This is a genomic window from Stenotrophomonas sp. YJH_SMC_43 (assembly GCF_059372535.1).
This window is the reverse complement of the sequence record NZ_JCAFVQ010000003.1, coordinates 941,947-959,002: the sequence shown is the minus strand read 5'-3', so window position 1 is coordinate 959,002 and position 17,056 is coordinate 941,947. Positions and strand designations below refer to the sequence as shown.

Annotated in this window: 12 protein-coding genes and 1 pseudogene; 10 read left to right on the top strand and 3 right to left on the bottom strand. The window is 65.8% G+C overall.

From position 1 onward, the window contains the following. Positions 1–22: 22 nt before the first annotated feature. From AC5QAH_RS16560 to AC5QAH_RS16550, 3 genes are all read left to right on the top strand, one after another. On the top strand, positions 23–463 hold the full coding sequence (locus AC5QAH_RS16560) for a hypothetical protein (RefSeq protein ID WP_010482305.1): 441 nt from the start codon (positions 23–25) through the stop codon (positions 461–463). A gap of 160 nt (positions 464–623) precedes the next feature. Continuing rightward, positions 624–884 (top strand): YcgL domain-containing protein, encoded by a 261-nt coding sequence (locus AC5QAH_RS16555; protein WP_010482302.1) that lies wholly within the window; start codon positions 624–626, stop codon positions 882–884. Further along, positions 877–4,215, top strand: a complete 3,339-nt coding sequence (locus AC5QAH_RS16550) for an ankyrin repeat domain-containing protein (RefSeq protein WP_159360736.1) — start codon at positions 877–879, stop codon at positions 4,213–4,215. Before AC5QAH_RS16555 ends, AC5QAH_RS16550 begins: the two co-directional genes overlap by 8 nt. Before the next feature lie 75 nt (positions 4,216–4,290). On the opposite strand, the gene AC5QAH_RS16545 is transcribed toward AC5QAH_RS16550, so the two are convergent. Further along, a complete protein-coding gene (locus tag AC5QAH_RS16545; RefSeq protein WP_019336775.1) occupies positions 4,291–6,069 on the bottom strand; it encodes a monovalent cation:proton antiporter-2 (CPA2) family protein in 1,779 nt (592 codons plus the stop codon). Between the two features lie 346 nt (positions 6,070–6,415). Between AC5QAH_RS16545 and mgtE the strand changes: the two genes are divergently transcribed. Then, positions 6,416–7,786, top strand: a complete 1,371-nt coding sequence (mgtE, locus tag AC5QAH_RS16540; RefSeq protein WP_241874121.1) for a magnesium transporter — start codon at positions 6,416–6,418, stop codon at positions 7,784–7,786. Between the two features lie 122 nt (positions 7,787–7,908). Further along, positions 7,909–10,635, top strand: a complete 2,727-nt coding sequence (locus tag AC5QAH_RS16535; protein WP_143994917.1) for a bifunctional acetate--CoA ligase family protein/GNAT family N-acetyltransferase — start codon at positions 7,909–7,911, stop codon at positions 10,633–10,635. A 42-nt stretch (positions 10,636–10,677) separates the two neighbouring features. Here the strand turns inward: AC5QAH_RS16535 and AC5QAH_RS16530 are convergent. After that, positions 10,678–10,794 (bottom strand): annotated as a pseudogene (locus tag AC5QAH_RS16530) (heavy metal-binding domain-containing protein); the annotation flags it as partial. A gap of 218 nt (positions 10,795–11,012) precedes the next feature. On the opposite strand from AC5QAH_RS16530, the gene AC5QAH_RS16525 reads away from it, so the two are divergent. From AC5QAH_RS16525 to AC5QAH_RS16505, 5 genes are all read left to right on the top strand, one after another. Continuing rightward, on the top strand, positions 11,013–12,260 hold the full coding sequence (locus AC5QAH_RS16525) for an HlyD family secretion protein (RefSeq protein ID WP_108270096.1): 1,248 nt from the start codon (positions 11,013–11,015) through the stop codon (positions 12,258–12,260). A gap of 82 nt (positions 12,261–12,342) precedes the next feature. Then, a complete protein-coding gene (locus AC5QAH_RS16520) occupies positions 12,343–12,519 on the top strand; it encodes a hypothetical protein (RefSeq protein WP_165931253.1) in 177 nt (58 codons plus the stop codon). 51 nt (positions 12,520–12,570) lie between these two features. Continuing rightward, complete coding sequence (locus AC5QAH_RS16515; protein WP_099473850.1) at positions 12,571–12,759, top strand: Blp family class II bacteriocin; 189 nt, start codon at positions 12,571–12,573, stop codon at positions 12,757–12,759. Between the two features lie 402 nt (positions 12,760–13,161). Beyond that, positions 13,162–15,300, top strand: coding sequence for a peptidase domain-containing ABC transporter (locus AC5QAH_RS16510; RefSeq protein ID WP_495232461.1), 2,139 nt, complete (start codon positions 13,162–13,164; stop codon positions 15,298–15,300). A gap of 128 nt (positions 15,301–15,428) precedes the next feature. Continuing rightward, positions 15,429–16,130: an alpha/beta fold hydrolase gene (locus tag AC5QAH_RS16505; protein ID WP_143994915.1), complete on the top strand. Its 702-nt coding sequence runs from the start codon at positions 15,429–15,431 to the stop codon at positions 16,128–16,130. Here the strand turns inward: AC5QAH_RS16505 and AC5QAH_RS16500 are convergent. After that, on the bottom strand, positions 16,093–16,869 hold the full coding sequence (locus tag AC5QAH_RS16500) for a YdcF family protein (RefSeq protein ID WP_143994914.1): 777 nt from the start codon (positions 16,867–16,869) through the stop codon (positions 16,093–16,095). The two genes, AC5QAH_RS16505 and AC5QAH_RS16500, sit on opposite strands and share 38 nt — an antisense overlap. Positions 16,870–17,056 lie beyond the last annotated feature (187 nt).

Here is a 17,056-nt window from a genome sequence, read left to right as displayed (position 1 = left end):
CCCTCGACAAGGAGATGTTCCGATGCGCCGCACCCTGATGATCGCCACGGCCACCGCACTGCTGGCCCTGGCCTCCACCGCTTCTGCCCGCGATACCCGCGTGGAGCAGTCCCTGCAGGAACTGGTCAGTTCGCAGGCTGCCAAGGACGCCGGCATCGACGGCAGCGTCCGCTTCTACCTGGCCGGCCAGCCGGTCAGCGTGCAGCAGCGCCTGGGCGAAGACGTGACCAACAAGAAGACCAACGCCGCCAACAAGAGCGATGCCGAAGCCTGCCGCTGGGTCGCACTGTCGGCGCTGCGCGCGTTGCAGGACGGCGCCAAGTCGCGCGGCGCCAACGCCGTGGTCGACATCGTCAGCTACTACAAGAAGAACGAGTTCAAGAGCAGCACCAACTACGAATGCTACGCCGGTGCGATCCTCGCCGGCGTCGCGCTGAAGGGTACCTACGCCAAGGTCAAGTAAGCGCCTGCGTGGTGCCGGCCGTGGCTGAACGCCGCCGCCACATTGCTGAACCCCGCCGGGGAAACGCCGTCGATCACGCCGTCATCGTCGGATGACGGCTTTCCCCGGTGTCGGCTTTCCGACACAATCATGGCTCTTCCCGGGTTATCGTCCCGCGGACATGCACGCCTACGTCTATAAAAGCCAACTCAAGCCGGACACCTACGTCTACGTTCCCCGTCGCGATGATTTCAGCGCGCTGCCTGCGCCGCTGCTCACCTCGCTGGGGACGCTCGCCTTCGTCCTGGACGTGGCCCTGGATGCCCAGCGCCGCCTGGCCCAGGCCGATCCGGAAAAGGTCCGCAGCGAAATGAGCGAGCGCGGGTTCTACCTGCAGGTGCCGCCGTCGGTGGCCAGCCTGATGCCGCGCCACTATGACTGACACGTCCCGTCCGCGCGCCCTGTCGATCGCCTTCGCCGTGGGCGCCGTGCTGGCGCTGGGCGCCGCCGTGGGCGGCGTTCCAGGCGCCATCCTTGCTGCACTGGCGCAGCCGGCGTTCGCGCTGGGTGTGTCGTGGTGGCGGCGCAGCCGCGCGCTGCTGCCGCTGAAGGTGGTCGCGCGCCAGGACCTGCCGGCGCTGCTGGCGTTGTGGACGGCAGCGCCGTTGTTGCTGGCGCTGCTGCTGGCCTGGCCGCTGGCCGCACTGCGTGACAGCGGCAGCCTTGCGGCGGTGCTGGGCCTGAGCGTGCTGGTCAGTGCCGGCCTGCTGGCGGCCTGGCGCACCTGGCCGCTGTGGAACGATGTCGAACGCCTCGATGGCAGCCTGGCCCAGCACTGGCAGGCGCTGGCTGGGCGCGACCTGACCGCCTGGCGTGGCCTCGGCGTGGCCGCGCTGGTGATCGCGCTGGCCGCGCTGGTGGTGCTGCCGGCCTGGCCGGGCCTGCTGCCGGAAAGCGCGCGCTGGCCCGCCGCGCTGGCGGTCGTGCTGCTGTCGCCGGTGCTGCACCTGCTGCTGCAGCGGGTCGCGCCCGCGCCGCTGGTGTCGCTGCGCGCGAGCCCGTTGGCCACCGCCGGCAACGAGCACGAACCGATGTTCGCCGCCGCGGCCGAAACCGCGCCGCTGGAGGCGATGGCACCGCAGGAACTGACCCCGGCACTGTATGAAGCCGCCCGCCATGGCCGCATCGACCGGGGCCTGCAGCTGCTGCAGGCCGGTGCCGATCCGTATGCGCTGCCGGACCCGAACTGGCGCGACCAGCGCAGCCTGGCGGTGCTGGCGGCGGTGCTGCCGGACCTGCGCCTGCTGCGCGAACTGATCGCCCGCGGCGTCGATGTGAATGCGCCGCACCGGGGCATGACCCCGCTGCTGGCCGCCACCCGCGACAGCTGGCACGGCCGCCCCGAAGCGGTGATGACCCTGCTCGCCAACGGCGCCGACTCGCGTGCCGTCGACAGCGATGGCAACACCCCGCTGCACCATGCCGCGCGCAGTTCCGACCCGGGCGTGGCCGCGCTGCTGCGCGATGCCGCCGCCGAAGTCGATGCGTTGAACAACGAGGGCTGGTCGCCGCTGGCGGTGGCCTGCCAGGTCGGCAACTGGCGCCTGGCCCGCTTCCTGCTCGAACGCGGTGCGCGCAGCGAACCGGCCGAGGGCACGCCGGTGCTGCTGGCCGCCGCTGCCACCGAAGATGACGATCCGGCCGGGGTGCAGCTGCTGCTCAAGCACAAGGCGCGCGCCGACGCCCGCGATCGTCAGCGCCGCAGTGCATTGCATGAGGCGGCGCTGGCCGGCCACGTGGAGATCATCGGCGTGCTGCTCGGCGCCGGTGCCAATCTGGAAGCGCGCGATGCGCTGGGCCGTACGCCATGGCTGGAAGCGGCCCGTGCCGGTCGTGCCGCCGTGGTCGAGCATCTGCTGCCGCACAAGCCGGACCTGGTCGCGGTGGACGGCGAAGGCCGCAACGCGGTGCAGCTGGCGGCGATGGCCGAGGATGTCTCACCGCTGCTGATCAAGCGCCTGGTCGAACTGGGCATCGCCGCCGATGCCGCCGATCCGGTCGGTCGCCGTGCGGTGGACTACGCTGCCGAAGCCGGCCGCTGGGCGATCGTGGCTCTGCTGGACCCCTCCTATCCGTTGCCGGCCGCGGTCAGTGATGGCCTGGCCGAGCGCGGCGAAGCCGCCAGTGCCAGTGGCCTGCTGCCGGACCGTCCGCCGTTGACCCTGCTGCGTGAAGCGCTGGGCTTCGGCAACACCGAAGGCATGGCCGCGCTGGCCAAGCTGTGCCAGCCGGAAGAACTGGGTGGCCTGCTGCTCGATCCGGAACTGGCGCTGGAGCCGCGTGCGGTCGATTGGCTGCTGGCCCACGGTGCCGATCCCTACGTGCGTGACGCCTGTTCCGACACGCCGATGTTCGCGCTGTTGTCGCGCGGCATCGACGCGGTGCCGGCGCTGCAGGTCATGCTGCAGCGTGGCCTGTCGCCGGCCGGACGCGGTGGCCTGGCACGCTTCCTCGCCGCGTGTGCGCAGCACGACCAGGCCGCCCGTGGCCTGGAACAGCTGGCACTGGAACTGCTGGAACGTGGCGCCGATCCGTTCGCCGCCTCGCCGGCCGGTGATCCGCCGCTGTCGCTGGCGGTGCGCCTGGGCTGGCTGCGCCTGCAGCAGGCCCTGCTCAAGGCCGGTGTCGATCGCGAAGCGCGCGACAGCCATGGCATGACCGCATTGCATCTGGCCACCGCATTGGCCCGCGAAGGCGCGCTGAAGCTGCTGGTGCAGCACGGTGCCTCGCCGGAAGCCCGTGCCGCCGACGGCCAGACGCCGCTGGGCGTGGCGCTGTCGATTGGTCGCCGCGATCTGGCTGACTGGCTGGACTGGCGGGTGTGGCCGTTGCCGCGCCGTACCCTGCGCGAGGCCGATCTGCCGGCCGCCGCGATGGCCGGTGATGTGGACGCCGTGCGCCGCCTGATCGACCTGGGCTTCGCCGTTGATGCGGTCGACGCACAGGGCTGCACCGCGCTGCTGCGCGCCGCCGGTGGTGGCCATCTGGCGGTGACTGACCTGCTGCTGGCGCGTGGCGCCGATCCGCAGCACGCTGCGGCCAGTGGGGCTACGCCGCTGTCGGCGGCGGTCAGCATGCGCCAGGTGGATATCGTCTCGGCCCTGCTCGACGCCGGCGCCAAGCTGGAACACCGCCTGCCGGGCGGCGTGACCGTGCTGATGCTGGCCTCGGCGCTGGGCCTGCCGGACATCGTCGCGCGCCTGCTCACTGCCGGTGCCGACGTGCATGCCGGTGATGCGCAACAGCTGGGCCCGCTGCACTGCGCCGCACTGTACGGTTTCAGTGCCCGCGACCGCTCGCGCCTGCTGGCCCTGCTCGACACCCTGCTGCTGGCCGGTGCCGAACCGGACCAGGCCGCTGCCGGTTCGGTGACGCCGCTGCTGCTGTTGCTGGGTGCGCGTGCCGAGCCGGGTACCGCCTGCGACGAGCAGGTGGTGATGGCGGCGGTGGAGCGCCTGCTGGATGAAGACGTCAGCCTGGACGTGCGCGATCCGCGCGGTTTCGGCCCGCTGCACCTGGCCGCGCTGCATGGCCTGCCGCTGCTGGTGCAGCGCCTGCTGCGTGCCGGTGCCGATCCGGAAGTGCGCGACAGCCTCAACCGCAGCCCGCGCGAGATCGCGGTGATGCGTGGCTTCATCGACGTGGCCGGTGAGTTCGAACCGCGCGTGCCGGGCGTTTCGTCGATGGCGCGGTTCCTGCGCGACAACGGCTGATTCCTGGAAAAGGGTCGTGCCGGCCGCTGGCCGGCAACCGCAATCTGTGGTGGGTGCCGACCGTTGGTCGGCCCCCTACTTGCCGTCGCTTTCCGCGTCGGCCTCGAACAGATGCATCAGGTCGTTGCGTGCATCGCGCGAGGTCTGGATCACCGCCGCCTCGTCGTCGTACACCAGATACTGGTCGCGCAGCAGCTGTTCGTCGTGCTCGCGGAAGCGCTGCACATGGCGTTCGGCAACGTCCGGTGCCACGCCCAGCGCGGTCAGCACGCGGCCGCTCATCTCCAGGCTGGTGCCGAACACTTCGCGGAACGGCTCGGCCGACATGTCCATCAGGCGCCACGCATGCTGGCGGTTGCGTGCACGCGCCAGCACCGTCGCGTCCGGGTACAGCCGACGCACCATGCGCACCGCGCGCAGGTTGGTCTCCGGGTCGTCCACAGTGATCACGAACACATCAATGTGCTCACCGCCCGCCGCACGCAGCATCTCCGGCCGGGTCGGGTCGCCGTAGTAGAGCTGGTTGCCGAAGCGGCGCAGGTCGGCCACGGTGTCCGGGTTCGCTTCCAGAGCGACGAACGGCACCTTCTGCGCGGTCAGCAGGCGCGCGATCACCTGGCCGAAACGGCCCATGCCGGCGATCAGCACCTTCGGCCGATTGTCCGGCGCCACCTTGTCGGCCTCGGCGGCCTGACGCGGTGCGGCCTTCTCCTGGCCGAGCAGCTTAAGCAGCGCAATCATCAGCAGTGGCGTGATCGCCATCGACAGGCCGACGATGGCCACCAGCCGGTCATGGTTGGCGTTGCCCAGCAGGTGCGCGCGCTGCGCTTCGTTGAACACCACGAAGGCGAACTCGCCGCCCAGCCACAGCACGCTGCCCAGCAGCAGCGACTGTCGCGAACTGAGTTTGGCGATACGCCCGATCACGTAGAGCAGGCTGAACTTGACCACCAGCAGGATCGCCACGCCGGCAGCGATCAGCCACGGCTCGGCGGCGATGCGGTCCAGATCGATGCCCATCCCCACCGCGATGAAGAACAGGCCCAGCAGCAGCCCCTTGAACGGCTCGATCTGCGCTTCCAACTCGTGCCGGAACTCCGAATCGGACAGCAGCACGCCGGCCAGGAACGCGCCCAGGCTGGGGCTGAGGCCGGCTTCCTGCATGAACCAGGCGGTGCCCAGCACCACCAGCAGTGCCGTGGCGGTGAATACTTCCGGGCTGCGGGTGCGCGCGATGATGCTGAACACCTTGCGCAGCACCGGTCGCCCGCACAGGATCACCACGGCCAGCGCACCGAGGGCCACGGCGGCGTCTTCCCAGCGCAGGGTCTCGTTCTTCACCCCGCCCAGCAGCGGGATGGCCGCCAGCAGCGGAATCGCGATCAGGTCCTGGAACAGCAGGATGGCGAACCCGAGCCGGCCATGGTCGCTGTTGATCGCCTTGTGCTCGGACAGCAGCTGCAGGCCCACCGCGGTGGATGACAACGCCAGCGCCACGCCCACCACCAGCGCGCTTTTCCATTGGAAATGGTCAAGCAGCAGCAGGCCGCCCAGCACCAGCCCGGACAACGCCACCTGTGCCGTGCCGGCGCCGAACACCGAGCGCCGCATCACCTTCAGGCGTGCCGGCGACAGCTCCAGGCCGATCACGAACAGCAGCATCACCACGCCGATCTCGGCGGCACCGAGGATGCGGTCGGCGTCCTGCACGAAGCCCAGCCCGTCCGGGCCCAGCACCACACCGGCGGCCAGGTAGCCCAGCACCGCGCCGAAGCCGAACTTCTTGAACACCGGCACGGCGATGACCGCCGCCAGCAGCAGCACCAGGGCCAGTTCCAGACCACCGCTATGCATGGGAATACCTGGTCATCGGCGGAGCCCGCTGTGCGTCCATTCGGGTGGGGGAAGGGGTGGCGAGTACCACCGCGTCATTATGCGCGCCGGCCTGTGTATGCACGAGAACAACCTGCCGGGCAGGCGCCCTGCGCACAGCGGCCGGGTTGACCTGCATGGCCCACGGGTCCAGACTGCCCGCCGCTGGCGGCGCGTCCGCCGGCACACGCATCCCGGAGTCCCCAACCCATGTCCAGCGACAGTAGAAGTCGACCTCGTTCGACGCCAGCGATGGCCACCGCCTGACATCGGGACGGTTTGCCTGCGTTGGCGTTGCGCGAGGTCGCACCCCCACAAGGCAAACCCGATGAACCAGAAGCAATTGCTGCGCCCGGTGGCCGATGCCGCCGCACTGGCCGCACCATTGGCGAACTACAACACCGCCGATGCGGTGGAATTCCTCAACACGCTGGAACTCGTGCGCGCTGCGGAAACGCTGGCCGCGCTGCCGTTGCCGCGTGCGGTGAAGATGCTGGAGGCACCGGAACTGCACCGCAGCGGCGAACTGGTCGCCGCGCTGCCGCCGGCCCGCGCCGCCGCCCTGCTTGGGCTGATGGCCGATGACCGTGCCACCGACATCGTCCATGAGCTGGATGAGGAAGAACGCGCGCGGTTGATCCCGCTGCTGGGCACCGACGCCCGCCAGGCCATCCAGAAGCTGCTCAGCTACCCGCCGAACACCGCCGGTGCGCTGATGACCACCGAGTACGTGGCGGTACCCGCCAGCTGGACCGTGGCGCAGACCCTGCAGCACATCCGCCAGGTCGAGCGCACCCGTGAAACGGTGTACGCGATCTACGTGCTGGAGCCGTCCAGCCAGCAGCTGCAGCAGGTGGTGACCATGCGCCGGCTGATCACCGGCCTGCCGGAGGAGTCGATCCTGGACGTGGCTCAGGTCAATCCACCGGTGACGGTGGACGCACTGATGGACCAGGAAGAAGTGGCACGGCTGATCCGTCGCCACGACTTGCTGGCGATCCCGGTGGTCGATGCGCAGCAGCAGATGCTCGGCATCGTCACCGTGGACGACGTGCTCGACGCGCTGATCGAGGAATCGACCGAGGACGCGCACAAGTTCGGCGGCATGGAGGCACTGGACAAGCCCTACATGCAGATCGGCTTCCTGGAGATGCTGCGCAAGCGCGCCGGCTGGCTGAGCGTGCTGTTCCTGGGCGAGATGCTGACCGCCAGCGCGATGCAGCACTATGAGGACGAACTGGCGCGCGCGGTGGTGCTGACCCTGTTCATTCCGCTCATCATGAGTTCGGGCGGCAACTCCGGTTCGCAGGCCACCTCGCTGCTGATCCGCAGCCTGGCGCTGCGCGAGCTGCGCCTGCGCGACTGGTGGAAGGTGGCCCTGCGCGAAGTGCCCACCGGCATGGTGCTGGGCGCGATCCTCGGCTGCCTGGCCATCGTGCGCATCGTGATCTGGCAGCTGGGCGGCCTGCATGACTACGGCGAGCACTGGATCCTGCTGGCGATCACCATCGGTGCCGCCCTGGTCGGCATCGTCACCTTCGGCTCGCTGTCCGGCTCGATGCTGCCCTTCATCCTCAAGCGGCTCGGCTTCGACCCGGCCAGCGCCTCGGCGCCGTTCGTGGCCACCCTGGTGGATGTCACCGGCCTGGTGATCTATTTCAGCATCGCCGCGATGATCCTGCACGGCACGTTGTTGTAAGCCGGAGCCACCGTGCCGACCTTGGTCGGCACGCAGAACAAAAAGGGGACGGAGGGGATTAAGTCGTTTGTGGCACAAACGACTTAATCCCCTCCGTCCCCTTTTTTGGGTACCGTAGGCGCATGAGTACCTACCACCTGCAGTCTGTGTTCCGTCCGCAGTCGGTCGCGGTGATCGGCGGCAGCCCGCGTGAGCGTTCGGCCGGCCGCGCGGTGATGCGCAATCTGCGCGGCACCGGCTTCCCCGGCAAGGTGGCGTGGATCAACCCGCGGCATGCCGAGATCGATGGCATCCGCACGATCAAGCGGCTGAAGGACCTGGACTGGGTGCCCGACCTGGTGGTGATCACCGCACCGGCGGCGATCGTGCCGCAGGTGGTGCGTACCGCTGCCGAGCGTGGCGTGCAGGCGGCGATCATCCTCACTGCGCACCTGGGCGAAGGCCCGGGTTCGTTGTCCGCACAGGTAGAGGCGGTGGCGCGCAAGCATGGCCTGCGCATCCTCGGGCCGCACTGCCTGGGCGTGATCGCGCCGCACGCGCGACTCAACGCCAGCATCGCCGCGCACTTCCCGCAGGCCGGTGATCTTGCGTTGATCTCCGAATCCTCGGCCATCGCCGCCGCGCTGGTGGAGTGGGGCGTAGCGCGCTCGGTCGGCTTCTCCGCGGTGGTCTCGCTGGGCGACACGATGGACGTCGACTTCGGCGACCTGCTCGACTACTTCGCCACCGACTACCGCACCCGCGCCATCCTGCTCTATGTCGAGCAGATCAAGGACGCGCGCAAGTTCATGTCGGCTGCGCGTGCCGCCGCCCGCGCCAAGCCGGTGGTGGTGGTGAAATCCGGCCGCGCCGAGCGCGTGCAGCCGGGCAGCCGCGATACCCATGTGCAGGCACTGGCCCGCGCCGACGACGTGTACGGCGCCGCGTTCAACCGTGCCGGCCTGCTGCGCGTGGGCGCGCTGGACGAACTGTTCACTGCTGCCGAATCGCTGGGGCGGTTGGGCACCTTCCCGGGCCGTCGCCTGGCGATTCTCAGCAACGGCGGCGGCGTCGGTCGCCTCGCCGTGGACCAGCTGATCGCATTGCGTGGCACCCTGGCCAACCTGTCCGACACCACGGTCGAAAAGCTGGACGCCGTGCTGCCGCAGGGCTGGTCGCGCAGCAATCCGGTCGACATCGTGGTCGACGCCGATGGTGACCGCTATGCCGCGGCCATCGAAGCGCTGCTGGCCGACAACGAGAACGACGCGGTGATGGTGGTCAACGTGCCCACCGCATTCACCTCGTCCGCAGACGCTGCGCAGGCGCTCACCCGCACGCTCGGCCTGCGTCCGCGCCATCATCGCGACAAGCCGGTGTTCGCGGTGTGGCTGGGCAACGATGACCAGGCCACCGCCACGCTCAACGCGGCGCGGGTGCCGACCTATCCGACCGAGGCGGAGGCAGTACGCGGCTTCCAGCACCTGGTGCGTTACCGTGAAGCGCAGAACGCCCTGATGGAAACGCCACCCAGCCTGCCGCAGGACTTCAGTGTCGATGCAGCGGCCGCACGCGCGCTGGTCGATGCCGCGCTGGCCAACGGCCAGCAGTGGCTGGACCCGCTGGCCACCCATGAACTGCTCAAGGCCTACGGCATTCCGTCCGCACCGGTGATGCATGCGCGCGATGCGCACGAGGCGATGGACCTGGCGCAGCCGCTGCTCGAGCGCGGTGCCACGGTCGCACTGAAGATCCTGTCACCGGACATCCCGCACAAGTCGGAAGTGGACGGCGTGCGCCTGAACCTGTCCACGTTGCCGGCGGTGCAGAGCGCGGCCAACGCGATCCTGTCGCGCGCACGCCAGCTGCGGCCGGATGCCCGCATCGATGGCCTGCTGGTGCAGCCGACCATTGTTCGCCCGAAGGCGCGTGAACTGATTGTCGGCATCGCCGATGACGCGACGTTCGGCCCGGTGATCGTAGTCGGTCGTGGCGGTACCGCAGTTGAAGTGATCAATGACAAGGCGTTGGCGTTGCCGCCGCTGGACCTGCGCCTGGCCCACGAGCTGATTGGCCAGACCCGGGCTTCGCGCATCCTCAAGGCCTATGGCGATGTGCCCGCCGCCGACGAGCGCGCACTGGCGCTGGCGCTGGTCAAGCTGGCACAGCTGGCCGCGGACATTCCCGAAGTGCGTACGCTGGACATCAATCCGTTGTTGGTCGACAGCAAGGGCATTCTTGCCCTCGACGCACGCGTGGCGGTGGCGCCGTCGCGCATTCTGCACAAGGGCCGCGGTCATCCGCGCTTCTCGGTGTTCCCGTACCCGAAGGAGTGGGAGCGCACCATCGAACTGTCCGATGGCGGCCGCGCCTTCGTGCGTCCGGTGCGTCCGGAAGACGATGCGCTGTTCCGCGCATTCTTCGCCCGTGTCAGCGACGAGGACCTGCGCCTGCGCTTCTTCCAGTCGGTGAAGCATTTCAGCCACGAGTTCATCGCGCGCCTGACCCAGCTGGACTATGCGCGCTCGATCGCACTGGTGGCGATCGAGCCACGCAGCGGCGAAATGCTTGGCGCGGTGCGCCTGCACGCCGATGCCGATTACCACCGTGGCGAATACGGCATCCTGATCCGCTCGGACCTGAAGGGCCACGGCATCGGCTGGCGGCTGATGGCGATCATGATCGAGTACGCCAAGTGGCTGGGCCTGGACGTGGTGGAAGGCCAGGTGCTGCGCGAGAACAGCACCATGCTGGCGATGTGCCAGAGCCTGGGCTTCAAGACCAAACTCGATCCGGACGACCCGACGGTGATGATGGTGACGCTGCCGGTGCAGCAGGTCGAGGTGCCCGATGTCCCCCCGGTGGCGTGATCGCCGCCCATCGGTAGCGCCGGGCCATGCCCGGCGATCACCTCAACGCAGCGGTTCCACCATCACCGCCGTGCCATAGCACAGCAGCTCGGTCAGCCCGGTCATCACATCGGTGGCGTCGTAGCGCATGCCGATGATCGCGTTGGCGCCGGTTGTTCTAATGATTGAGCGTGGACTATGACGACGGCTTATGCCCTGCATGACGGCGCGCGATCAGCCCGAGCATGCCAGTGCACCAAGTAGTTGGCGCGTCTCTCAAGAAATGGTTATCGAATCGAGGTCACCATATGGGATAAGCGCTGACGCATTTCGCTCTTTAACTCTGCGAACAGACGTCGCTATCATTCGGTGAACGCGGGCTAAATGATTATCGAAGAGTGTCTACAGATCTGTTTCGCAAGGAAGTTCTACAAGGAAAACGTGCCGGTTGGTTGGGATCGATTTCCATCGCGCAGCCAATCAGACTCTGGGTTCTTGCGATCGCCGCTTCTGTCACCGCACTTGCTGTAGCGCTGCTGCTTTCAATTGGCACCTATACCCGTCGTTCGCATGTGGGTGGCCAGCTTGTTCCAGTTAATGGCATCGCGCAGGTCATGGCGCCCGCTGATGGGTTCATGTCGGAAGTCAGCGTTTCCGAGGGTGAGCACGTCGAAGCAGGTGAAGTGATCGCGGTCTTGACTGTCCCGCGGGCCACTACCACCGATGGGGATACGCTGGCCGCGATGGAATCCCGCTTCGAGCGCAGGACGTCCGGCCTTGAGGCCGCACAGATTGCCAAAAGGATGCGCCTGAGCGCACAGCGTGAGGGATTGAGTGGCCAACTTTCCAACGCACAGCGGGAGCTTGCACAGATTGACACGGAAGTGCTGACAAGGCGGGATCAGATCAGAATTGCAGAGGAAACTTTGGAACGCCTCCGGCTCCTTGAGGATGATCGTTACGTCAGTGTTCTCCAGATCAAGCAGCAGGAATCTGCAGCGCTCACGCAGAAGGGCGAAATGCAGGCATTGCAGCGACAGTCCATCGCCACGCGCAGGATGATCGAGCAGATCACGCAGGCGCTCAATGAACTGCCTGGAGAGAATGAGGCCGCAGAAGCGGCATTCCAGCAGGATCTGGCATTGCTTGAGCAGGAACGCGTGGAGAATACCGCACGTGGGCGCTTGGCCATTGTCGCGCCGGTCTCTGGAATTGTGGCCACCCAGCAGATCAAGGCTGGCCAGGCCGTGCAGAGCGGTCAGCCGATCGTGAGCGTGCTGCCTGGGGATGGCCGTCTGGAAGCGGAATTACTGGTTCCGAGCCGAGCGGTGGGTTTCATCGAACCCGATGACAAGGTCCTGCTCAGATACCAGGCATATCCCTACCAGAAGTTTGGACATCATGAAGGGCGGGTTTCGCGGATCAGTCGAAGCACACTGGGCGTCCCGCAGAATGGCAGCGCGACAGAGCCGATGTACCGAATCACCGTCGCGCTTGCAGCGCAAACGGTAAGCGCATACGGGAAGCCCGAGGCACTCAAACCCGGAATGCTCGTCGATGCGGATGTTCTGGGTGAGACGAGATCATTCTTTGAGTGGGTCCTTGAGCCGATCTACTCAATCAAGGGAACTGTGTTCGGACAATGACTGCAGCATTGGATGAGACAGCGTGTTGCTGGTCGAGCCAGCCCATGCACACTGGACGTGTGCCAATTTCAGGAGATCGATTGTGCGTGAACTGACCATGGATGAAGTTTTCGAAGTTGAGGGTGAAGGTGCGATGGGTGCCTTCATCAATGGTGCAGGTGCGGGTGGCTTTGCAGGTGCGCTCGCTGGTGGCCCGGCCGGGTCCGCTGCCGGTGCGCTCATCGGTGGGGGAATCGCCGTTGCGCTTTACCTGATGTAAGTCCTTCTTCTCTGAAACTCAATCAATCATATCAATATGGGAGGAATTATCATGCGTGAACTCAATAATGCGGAAGTTGCCAATGTCGACGGCGCAGGCGAAGGTGCTTCGAACGGCTTCGTCGGTGGCGTGATCGCCGGTGCGGGAGTCGGGTTCCTGGTGGGGGGGCCGGTGGGCGCATTCGCTGGCGCGGTCAGCGGTGGCATCCACGGTGCAATCGTGGGTCACTACCTGATGTGATGGGCATGGCGCAGGGGTGTTGGCGCACCCCTGCGCAATCTGTTTGGAAGCACTGGCTTCCGGAAAAGTTGGCAGGAGGAGAGCAGATCATGAAGTTTCCGGGTATCGACGAAAAGACGTTCGCCATCTGTGTGTGCTGCCTGGCCGTGGTCGCGGCATCTTCAGACCGCCGGATCTGGTCACTTCTGTGCGTTGGTGCGATTGTGGTCGCTATCGCCAGATTCGTTGATGCAAGACGCAAGCGAATTCAGAGAGAACATACGTCGAATTGAACCCTTGTGCGGGAAAAATTCACGCTGCCGAAGGTGATCATGCGGCGTGTTCGGTAGTGGCCATTGGTACTGAGGTTTGCACCAGAGGCGTCTGTTTCAGATTGACTGGGATCTTGGGCTTGTCATCGGAATGAAAGCGATACTGCAGTCGGAGGCAACGGAATGTGGGCTGGCGTCGATCGCGATGATCGCCGACTTTCATGGGAAGAAGATCGGTCTAAGCGAGATCCGCCGGCGCTATCCGTTATCGCTCAAGGGTGCCAAGCTGGCCCAGCTCATCCACATTGCACATCAGTTGGGACTGTCTTCGCGGCCCTTGCGGCTTGAGATGGAGCACCTTTCCGAACTCAAACTGCCTTGTATTCTACATTGGGATCTGAACCACTATGTGGTGCTGGCAAAGGTGGGCCGCAGCGGCGTCAGGATTCTTGATCCCGCCATCGGTGAGCGGGTGCTTGCGCTGGAGGAGGTGTCCGAGCATTTCACCGGTGTGGCGCTTGAGCTGGCTCCCACGTTGGAGTTCCAGAAGGAGGCCCGGCCGGCTTCGATCTCACTGCGGCAGCTGACGGGACAGATCAATGGCCTGTGGCCCTCGTTGGCGTTAGTCCTGCTTCTCTCGGTCGCGCTCCAGATCTTCGTGGTCCTTGCCCCGTTCTATACCCAGTGGGTGGTGGATCAGGCACTGGTTTCGGCAGATCGGGATCTCCTTACGGTACTGGGAATAAGCTTCGGGCTTGCCATGCTGTTGCAGGTGGCTATCGGGCTGTTGCGCGGTTGGTCTGTCATCTATCTCTCCTCTACTCTGGGCTTGAGATGGATGGGGAATGTTATCGGGCATCTGCTGCGATTGCCGTTGGACTTCTTCGAGAAGCGACACCTGGGCGATATCACCTCTCGGGTCTCGTCGGTGCAATCCATCCAGAAGACGTTGACGACCAGTTTCGTCGAAGCGCTCATCGATGGCCTGATGGCGATCGTCACGCTAGGAGTCATGGTTCTCTACAGCTGGAAGCTAGCGTTGGTGACGCTGGCGGCGGTGGTGCTGTACACCTTGGTCCGCGCCACCGCGTACGCGCCAGTTCGCAATCGTACCGAGCGCCAGCTCGTTGCCAGTGCAAAGCAGCAATCGCATCTGCTCGAGTCGATCCGAGGCATGCAGAGCATCAAGATCGCCGGCCAGGAGCCGATGCGGAGGGCAACCTACGAGAACCTGATGGTTGGCACGGTCAATGAGGAAGTCAGGCTTTCGAAGCTGACGCTCGGCTTCACCGTTACCAGTCAGCTGATCTTCGGAGTCGAGAGGATTACTGTCATCTGGATTGGCGCGGTGCTGACCATGAACAACGTGTTCTCGGTCGGCATGCTGGTAGCCTATCTTGCGTACAAGGACCAGTTCGCACTACGAATGGCTGGTCTGATCGACAAGGCCGTCGAGTTCAGGATGCTTCGGCTGCATGGCGAGCGGTTGGCGGATGTTGTTCTGAGTGAACCTGATCAGGATTTCGATCAAATCGAGACAATGGTACCGACTTCGTCCTCCATTGAGGTCGAGAATCTCTCCTTCCGTTACGCCGAAGGTGAACCTTGGATCGTCCGCAACTGTTCGTTCCGCGTGGAACAGGGGGAAGCAGTGGCCATCGTGGGCGGATCAGGTTGCGGCAAGTCGACCCTGATGAAACTGCTGCTCGGATTGCTCAAGCCGAGCGAAGGAAGCGTAAGCGTCGGCGGGGTGGATATCCGGAAGTACGGTCCACGTGGCATCCGCTCCATGGTCGGAGCGGTGATGCAGGATGACCAGTTGTTTGCCGGAAGCATTGCCGACAACATCAGCGGCTTCGATAGCGGCTTCGATAGCGGCTTCGATGAACAGCGCATCGAGGAAGCTGCTCGGATGGCAGCCGTGCACGACGATATCGCGGGGCTGCCGATGGGTTATCACGGTCTTATCGGGGACATGGGCAACTCGCTTTCAGGCGGTCAGAAACAGCGCGTGATTCTGGCCCGTGCGCTCTACCGCCGGCCTCAGATTCTGTTTCTGGATGAGGCCACCAGCCATCTTGATGTCATGCGCGAGCGCTTGGTCAACGAAGCCGTGCAGCGTATGAAGCTGACTAAGGTGATCGTGGCCCATAGGCCGGAGACCATAAGCAGCGCCGACCGTGTCCTGGTGATGGAGCAGGGGCGGATTGTCCAGGAGGTGCGGCCCCAGCGTGAGGCATGGACGACGTCTGCTTCCGACGCCGAGGAATGCGCCGCGGCACCGGTCTGACTGGCGTCTCACAGGGTATCCAGAAGCGGGTGCGGGTCCGGCGCGCCTGGCTCCTCCGTGGGCACGTCCCCGCGCTTGGCGCGGTCGCTGGCATGGCGCCGTCACCGCACCAGCGCGACAATACCCCCATGACCGACCGTATCCCCCTGTTGCTGCTGCCCGGCCTGCTCAACGATGCTGAACTGTGGCGCGCACAGCTGGCCGACCTGGCCGACATTGCCGATTGCGCCGTAGGCGACCAGACCCGCGGCGAGACCCTGCAGGCGGTGGCCGAGAACGTGCTGGCACAGGCACCGGAGCGCTTCGCCCTGGCCGGTTTCTCGCTGGGTGGCTTCGTGGCCCAGCAGATCCTGCGTATCGCGCCGGAACGCGTATTGCAGCTGGCGCTGGTTGACACCTCGATCCACGCCGACTCGCCGGAGCGCGCCGAGCAGCGCCGTAGCCAGCGCGCCAGCGTGCGCCTGCCTGGCAAGTTCCATGGCTTCGGCGATGTGCTGATGCGCAGCTACATCGACGCCTCGCGGCTGGACGACTACGTGCTGGTACAGCGTGTGCGCGACATGACAGCGCGCCTCGGGGCGGAGGTGTTCCTGCGCCAGAGTGCGCTGGAACGTCGCGATGGCCATGACGTGCTGGCGGGTTACCGCGATCCGCTGTTGATCGTCTGCGGGGCCAACGACCGCATCACGCCGCTGGCAGTGAGCGAGGAAATGCATGCGTTGGTGCCGCATTCGCAGCTGGTGGTGGTGCCCGATTGCGGTCACCTGGCCCCGATGGAAAAGCCGGACGAGGTCAGTGCGGCGATGCGTGGGTGGCTGTCTGTGGATTGAAGGGGATCGGTGGCATCGGCGGTTCGTTCCACCCCAGTCTGTTGTAGGCGTGGTAACGAAGCACGCCGATACGTTCGTGCAACATCACCTCAGCCAGCAGCAGGTTGAAGGCCGAGGGGAGCCATCCGGGTGTGGCGCGTAGCCGGTCGCTGGGCAGGCCTTCGGCAATCACGCCGAAATGCTGGAAATAGAGCAGGCTTCGCCTGAGGTGAAGACCCGAGGTCACGATTACCACGCGCGATGGGTCGTGGTGGAGCATCGCACTGCTGTTCCGGGCGTTCTCCCAGGTGTTGGCGCTGGCATCCTCCTGCTCGATGCGATCCATCGGCACACCCAGACGGACCAGCTCGCGCGCGTAGACGTTGGCCTCGCTGGTATTACGGTTTCGTGGGGCACCTCCGCTCACGATCAACCTGCAGGTCTCGTGCTTCTGCTGGCAGAGCAGATAGCGCTGCGCCGTAACCAGCAATCGGCTGTACCCCACCAGACCCGGGCTGGAGCCCTCGGCATGGTGCTCGATGCCACCGCCCAGCAGCACGATCGTTGTCTTCGGCCGATCTGCAGGTGTCGTGAATGCAGCGCTGGCCTGGGCCCGGTCGAGCATCCACTGCGTTATCGGGCCCGTTGCGCTGGACAAGGCCATCAGGGGCAGCATCGACAGGAGTGCCGCGGTGCGGAATCGGCGTGTGGCGATCAGTGCGGCACATGCCAGCAGAAGAAGAAGGGTAAACGCCAGCACAGTGCACCTCAGGAAAGTTTGAATGAATTCCGATGGCGCGGGGCCTTCGTTGTGTGGATGCTGGATGCCATGGATCTGAAGCGACTGTCACCCTCCGCAAGAGCGGGCGTCATTCTCGGCGGCGTATTGCTTGGATTAGGGCTGGGATACGTGTTTTCCGAGCGGTTTCCGGGTTTGTTCGCTCTCA

Excerpts from the sequence above, each read along its gene's own strand:
- AC5QAH_RS16560 (WP_010482305.1), top strand. The coding sequence starts at position 23 with ATGCGCCGCACCCTGATGATCGCCACGGCCACCGCACTGCTGGCCCTG.
- AC5QAH_RS16555 (WP_010482302.1), top strand. The coding sequence starts at position 624 with ATGCACGCCTACGTCTATAAAAGCCAACTCAAGCCGGACACCTACGTC.
- AC5QAH_RS16550 (WP_159360736.1), top strand. The coding sequence starts at position 877 with ATGACTGACACGTCCCGTCCGCGCGCCCTGTCGATCGCCTTCGCCGTG.
- AC5QAH_RS16545 (WP_019336775.1), bottom strand. The coding sequence starts at position 6,069 with ATGCATAGCGGTGGTCTGGAACTGGCCCTGGTGCTGCTGCTGGCGGCG.
- mgtE (WP_241874121.1), top strand. The coding sequence starts at position 6,416 with ATGAACCAGAAGCAATTGCTGCGCCCGGTGGCCGATGCCGCCGCACTG.
- AC5QAH_RS16535 (WP_143994917.1), top strand. The coding sequence starts at position 7,909 with ATGAGTACCTACCACCTGCAGTCTGTGTTCCGTCCGCAGTCGGTCGCG.
- AC5QAH_RS16515 (WP_099473850.1), top strand. The coding sequence starts at position 12,571 with ATGCGTGAACTCAATAATGCGGAAGTTGCCAATGTCGACGGCGCAGGC.
- AC5QAH_RS16510 (WP_495232461.1), top strand. The coding sequence starts at position 13,162 with ATGAAAGCGATACTGCAGTCGGAGGCAACGGAATGTGGGCTGGCGTCG.
- AC5QAH_RS16505 (WP_143994915.1), top strand. The coding sequence starts at position 15,429 with ATGACCGACCGTATCCCCCTGTTGCTGCTGCCCGGCCTGCTCAACGAT.